This is a genomic window from uncultured Amnibacterium sp. (assembly GCF_964244015.1).
In the GTDB taxonomy this organism is placed as follows: Bacteria; Actinomycetota; Actinomycetes; order Actinomycetales; family Microbacteriaceae; genus Amnibacterium.
Map to the genome: position 1 here is coordinate 1 of NZ_CAXTHO010000156.1, position 5,256 is coordinate 5,256.

The following is a 5,256-nucleotide window of genomic DNA, read 5'->3' on the forward strand; positions in this document are numbered from 1 at the left end:
GATGATCGGCTCGCGGAAGATCACGCCGCCGAGGATGTTGCGGATCGTGCCGTTGGGGCTCCGCCACATCTTCTTCAGGCCGAACTCCTCCACGCGCGCCTCGTCGGGCGTGATCGTGGCGCACTTCACGCCGACACCGTGCTTCTTGATTGCGTTGGCCGCGTCGATCGTGATCTGGTCGTCGGTCTCGTCGCGCTTCTCGATGCCGAGGTCGTAGTACTCGAGGTTCACGTCGAGGTAGGGGTGGATCAACGTGTCCTTGATGGACTGCCAGATGATGCGGGTCATCTCGTCGCCGTCGAGCTCGACGACCGTGCCCTCGACCTTGATCTTGTCCGCCACGGTGCGCTCCTGCCTGTTCCAGATGTCGGTCGCGCCGTGCGCTGACCGCCGTTCACCCTACCGACGCTCGGCTCCGCCCCTTCTCCGGAAGGACGCATCCCTCGGAGGCGCGCGGATCGCTACTGTGAGCGCGTGGCCGACCTCCGCCTCGAACCCCTCTCTGCGACGACCGTGGTCGCCGCGAACTCGCTGACCCTGAAACCGGGTCAGGAGCAGTACGCGGTGCCGGTCTCGCACGCGGAGGCGGAGCAGTCCGTGGACCCCGAGGGCGCGTGGCCCCGGGTCGTGCTGGACGGCGACGAGGTCGTCGGCTTCATCAAGGGCAGCTTCGACCCGCACGAGACGCGGCCGGAGTTCCGGTGCTGCATCTGGTCGATCAACGTGAAGGGCTCCGCGCAGGGCCGCGGCGTCGGCCGGTTCGCGGTGCACGGTCTCGCGGACGAGGCGCGCTCCCGCGGCTTCTCCCGCCTCACCGTGATCTGGGAGCGGGGCGACGAGGGCCCGGAGGACTTCTTCCTCCGCGTCGGGTTCCGCCGGGAGGGCGAGACCCGCTTCGGCGAGGTCATCGGCGCCCTCGACCTGTGACCCGGGCCGTCCCCACAGGCACTCCGGGCGAGTTCGGACGAAGCGGGCGTCCGTTCCCGCCCGGCTCGTCCGTTCACGCCCGCACTGCGTGCTGATGGCGGTCTTCGACTCCTCCGGCGCCTACACCGAGGCCGTCGTGGACGTGGTCGCTGCGATCCCCGCCGGCTGCGTGATGACCTACGGCGACGTCGCCTGGACCTTCGGCCGACCCGGCGCCCGCGCCGTCGGGATGGTCATGCGCTTCCACGGCTCCGGCCTGCCCTGGTGGCGCGTGGTCCGCGGAGGCGGCCACCCGCCTCGGGGCCTGGAGGCGGAGGCGCGCATGCACTATGAGGCGGAGGGCACGCCCCTCCTCCCCGCGACGACGGACGCGGGCTATCGCATCAACCTCGCGAGGGCGGCGTACGTCCCAGCGTGAGATTTCATCTTTACGGAGTTTTGGCAGCGGCTCCGCCGCGCCAAAACTCCGTAAAGATGAAACTCAGACGAGGGAGTCGCGCCAGGCGGCGTGGAGGGCGGCGAAGCGGCCCGTGCCCGAGATCAGGTCGGCGGGCGACCCGTCCTCGACGATCCGGCCGTGCTCCATCACCAGCACGCGGTCCGCGATCGCGACCGTCGAGAGCCGGTGCGCGATGATCAGCGCCGTGCGGTCGGCCAGCAGCGTCTGCAGCGCCTCCTGCACCAGCCGCTCGCTCGGGATGTCGAGCGATGCGGTCGCCTCGTCGAGGATCAGCACCTCCGGGTCCGCGAGGAACGCCCGCGCGAACGAGATCAGCTGCCGCTGCCCCGCGGACACCCGGCCGCCGCGCTTGTTCACGTCGGTGTCGTAGCCGTCCGGCAGCGACCGGATGAACGCATCCGCGCCGACGGCCCTCGCCGAGGCCTCGATCTCGGCCCGCGTCGCGCCGGGGCGGCCGAGCTCGATGTTGTCCGCGACGGACCCCGAGAACAGGTACGCCTCCTGCGTCACCATCACGACGGCGCGGTGCAGGTCCTGGTTCGTCAGGTTCCGCAGATCGACTCCGTCGAGCGTGATGCGGCCGTCGGAGGGGTCGTAGAAGCGGGCGATCAGCTTCGCGAGCGTCGACTTGCCCGCGCCGGTCGACCCCACGAGCGCGATCGTCTGACCGGCCGGCACATCGAGGTCGAAGCGCGGCAGGATCTCCCGATCCGGCCGGTACGCGAACCGGACGCCGTCGAACCGCACGCGGCCGGTGACCCCCGTCGCGAGCGCCTGCGGCGCCACGGGCTCCGCGACGGTCGGGGCCTCGTCCAGGACGCCGGAGATCTTCTCCAGCGCCGCCGCCGCCGACTGATACGCGTTGTAGAACGTCGCGATGGCCTCCATCGGGTCGAAGAACCGGCGCGCGTAGAGCACCGCCGCCAGCAGCACACCGATGGCGAGCCCGTCGTCGATGACCCGGAACGCCCCGAACAGCAGCACGGCGGCGACCGTGAGGTTGCCGATCAGGGTCAGCCCGGGCTCCATCACCGCGAACAGCCGGATCGCCTTCGCGTTGATCGAGCGGTAGTCCTCAGTCAGCTCCTCGTACTCCCGCTCGTTGCGCCTTTCTTTGCGGAAGGCCTGCACCGCGCGGATGCCCGTCATCGTCTCGACGAAGAACACGATCAGCTTCGCGGAGGCGACGCGGGACTCGCGGAACGTCGCCGCGCTCCTGGCCTGGAACCAGCGGATCAGGAACGCGAGCGGCACGAACGAGCAGAACAGGACCAGCCCGCTCCAGCCGTCGAGCAGCACCAGGGCGACCGCGGTGAACAGCATGTAGAGCACGCTCTGCACGAGCTCGTTGATCCCGCCGTCGAGCAGCTCGCGGATCGAGTCGAGGTCGCTCGTCTGGCGGGAGATGATCCGACCGGAGGTGTACGACTCGTGGAACTCGAGGCTGAGCCGCTGCGTCTGCACGAACACGCGCTCGCGCAGGTCGATCAGCATCGCCTGGCTGATCCGGGCGGTCTGCACCGTGTACGCGGCGATCAGCACGCCGGCGCCCACCCCGGCGAGCAGGTAGACGATGACGGACAGCGCCAGCGGCATCGCCTGGCCCTCGACCAGGGACGGCAGGCCGGTGTCGATGCCGTAGGCGATGATCGCCGGCCCGATGACCTGCAGGCCCGTGCTGACGACCACGACGAGCGCCGTGATGACCAGCCGCTTTCGCAGCGGCGCGAGCAGGCTGCCGAGCAGGCGCAGCGAGCGCTGCCGCAGCTCCTTCTGCTCGGCCCTGGTGAAGTCGCGGCGCTCCTCGCCCCGCGTCCCGATCGGGGTGCTCATGCGTCCACCTCCTGCTGGGTCTGGCCTCCGACGACCCCGGGACGCAGCTCGTCCTCGAGGCTCGAGATGACGAACCGGTACCGCTCGCTGGTCGCGAGCAGCTCGCTGTGCGTGCCGACCGCGATCACGCGGCCCTGCTCGAGCAGCGCGACGCGGTCCGCGAGCTGCACGGTGGAGGGGCGGTGGGCGACGATCAGCGCGGTCGTGCGGGTGAGCACCTGCCGGAGGGCCGCCTCTACGAGCGCCTCCGTGTCGACGTCGAGCGCCGACAGCGGGTCGTCCAGCACGAGCACCGCGGGGTTCGCGGCGACCGCTCGGGCGAGCGCGAGGCGCTGCCGCTGCCCCCCGGAGAGGCTGAGCCCCTCCTCGCCGATCGTGGTCTCGAGCCCGTCGGGGAGGTCGTACACGAACTTCGCCTGCGCGATGTCGAGCGCCTCCATCAGCACGTCGTCGCCCGCGTCGGGGCGCCCCAGCAGCACGTTGTCCCGCACGGAGGCGGAGAACAGCGTCGCCTCCTCGAAGGCCATCGCGATGTGGGTGCGCAGCTCCATCCTGGTGAGGTCGCGGATGTCGACGCCGTCGAGCAGGATCCGGCCGCCGGTGACGTCGTACAGCCGGCCGGCGAGCTCGACCATCGTCGTCTTGCCGGAACCGGTCAGCCCGACCAGCGCCATCGTCTCCCCCGGCTCGATCGACAGGTCGACGCCGTCGAGCAGGTCGGGTGCGGAGGCGGGAGCGTCGGGGTAGTGGAAGTGCACGCCCTGGAACTCGAGCCGGCCGTGCGCGTCGGCGATGTGGGCGCTCTGCGCGGGCTCCTGGATCGTGTTCTCCTCGTCGAACACCTCGAAGAGGCGGTCCGTCGCGGTGCGGGTGTCGAACAGCATCGACAGCAGGAAGCCGATCGATTCGAGCGGGAAGCGCAGCACGGTCGCGGTGGCGAAGAACGCGACGAGCTGCCCGACGCTCAGCGCGCCGATGCTCGCCTGCCAGACCCCGGTCAGGAGGCACAGCGCGAACGCGACGTCGGGCACGAGCAGCAGCCAGAGCCAGATCTGCGCGACGGCCTGCGCCTTCTCGATCTCCGTGCCGCGCAGCTCCTCCGCGCGCTGCAGGAAGCCCTGCAGCTTCGTGCGGCTGCGACCGAACGCCTTCAGCACGCGGATGCCGTGCACCGACTCCTCCACCAGCGTCGCCAGGTCGCCCTGCTGGTCCTGGCTGCGGCGCGCGACGATGTGGTACCGGCGCTCGAACCGGAACCCGTTGATCCAGAGCGGGACGGAGCAGACCATGAACACGATCGCGAGCAGCGGGCTCATCAGCAGCAGCACCACGAAGCCGACACCGATCGTGATCATGTTGACGACCAGGTAGATGAACCCGAATGCGATGAAGCGGCGGATCAGGCTGAGGTCGGTCATCGATCGGGACAGCAGCTGACCGCTCGGCCACCGGTCGTGGAACGCGACCGGGAGGTCCTGCAGCTTCGCGAACAGCGCGCGGCGCATGCTCGCCTCGACGCGGGTGGCCGGACCGACGATGAAGAGCCTGCGGGCGAAGTAGAGCGCGGCTTCGACGACGCCGAGGGCCGCGATGATCGCGACGGCGCCCGGGATCGCGGCCGCGTCCTTGTCGGCGAGCGGGCCGTCGACGATCCGCTGCAGCACCTGCGGCACGGCGAGGGACACGAGGGACGCGGCGAGGGCCATCGCCATCGCGATGAGGATGCTGCGCCGCACGGGTTCGACGAACGGGTCGAGGCGTCTGAGGGCCTGCAGCGTGCTGGGCTGACGAGCGCCGTGCTGGCGTCCTGGGTCGGTCATGGTGTTCCTTCCCGCCCGCGTGCGATTCTGGCGCAGCGCGGAGCGGAGACGTCGGGAGCGCCGTCACCGGCGCTGGACGGGTGGCCGCCGTGCAGGCGGCCGGAGGTGGAGCGGAAGGGGGCGGTCGTCAGGCCCGCGTGCGGAGCGCGGGGGTGACGACGGGTTCGGCGACGGTCGTGAACATGTCGGCCTCCTGCCACTCGATCACCGCGACTC

The 5,256-nt window shown here is 70.5% G+C and carries 5 protein-coding genes; 2 read left to right on the top strand and 3 right to left on the bottom strand.

The features are described from left to right. A partial coding sequence (locus ACFE67_RS13685) for an isocitrate/isopropylmalate family dehydrogenase (protein ID WP_375407428.1) occupies positions 1-342 on the bottom strand: 342 nt, incomplete at its 3' end. Positions 343-474: 132 nt separating this feature from the next. Here ACFE67_RS13685 and ACFE67_RS13690 point away from each other — a divergent pair. Beyond that, the gene (locus tag ACFE67_RS13690) at positions 475-927 is read left to right on the top strand and encodes a GNAT family N-acetyltransferase (protein WP_375407429.1); all 453 of its coding nucleotides are present in this window, start codon (positions 475-477) and stop codon (positions 925-927) included. A 94-nt stretch (positions 928-1,021) separates the two neighbouring features. After that, positions 1,022-1,345: an MGMT family protein gene (locus tag ACFE67_RS13695; protein WP_375407430.1), complete on the top strand. Its 324-nt coding sequence runs from the start codon at positions 1,022-1,024 to the stop codon at positions 1,343-1,345. Positions 1,346-1,408: 63 nt separating this feature from the next. On the opposite strand, the gene ACFE67_RS13700 is transcribed toward ACFE67_RS13695, so the two are convergent. Both ACFE67_RS13700 and ACFE67_RS13705 read right to left on the bottom strand, forming a co-directional pair. Next, complete coding sequence (locus ACFE67_RS13700; RefSeq protein ID WP_375407431.1) at positions 1,409-3,220, bottom strand: ABC transporter ATP-binding protein; 1,812 nt, start codon at positions 3,218-3,220, stop codon at positions 1,409-1,411. Continuing rightward, positions 3,217-5,040, bottom strand: coding sequence for an ABC transporter ATP-binding protein (locus ACFE67_RS13705; protein ID WP_375407432.1), 1,824 nt, complete (start codon positions 5,038-5,040; stop codon positions 3,217-3,219). Before ACFE67_RS13705 ends, ACFE67_RS13700 begins: the two co-directional genes overlap by 4 nt. Between the last annotated feature and the right edge of the window lie 216 nt (positions 5,041-5,256).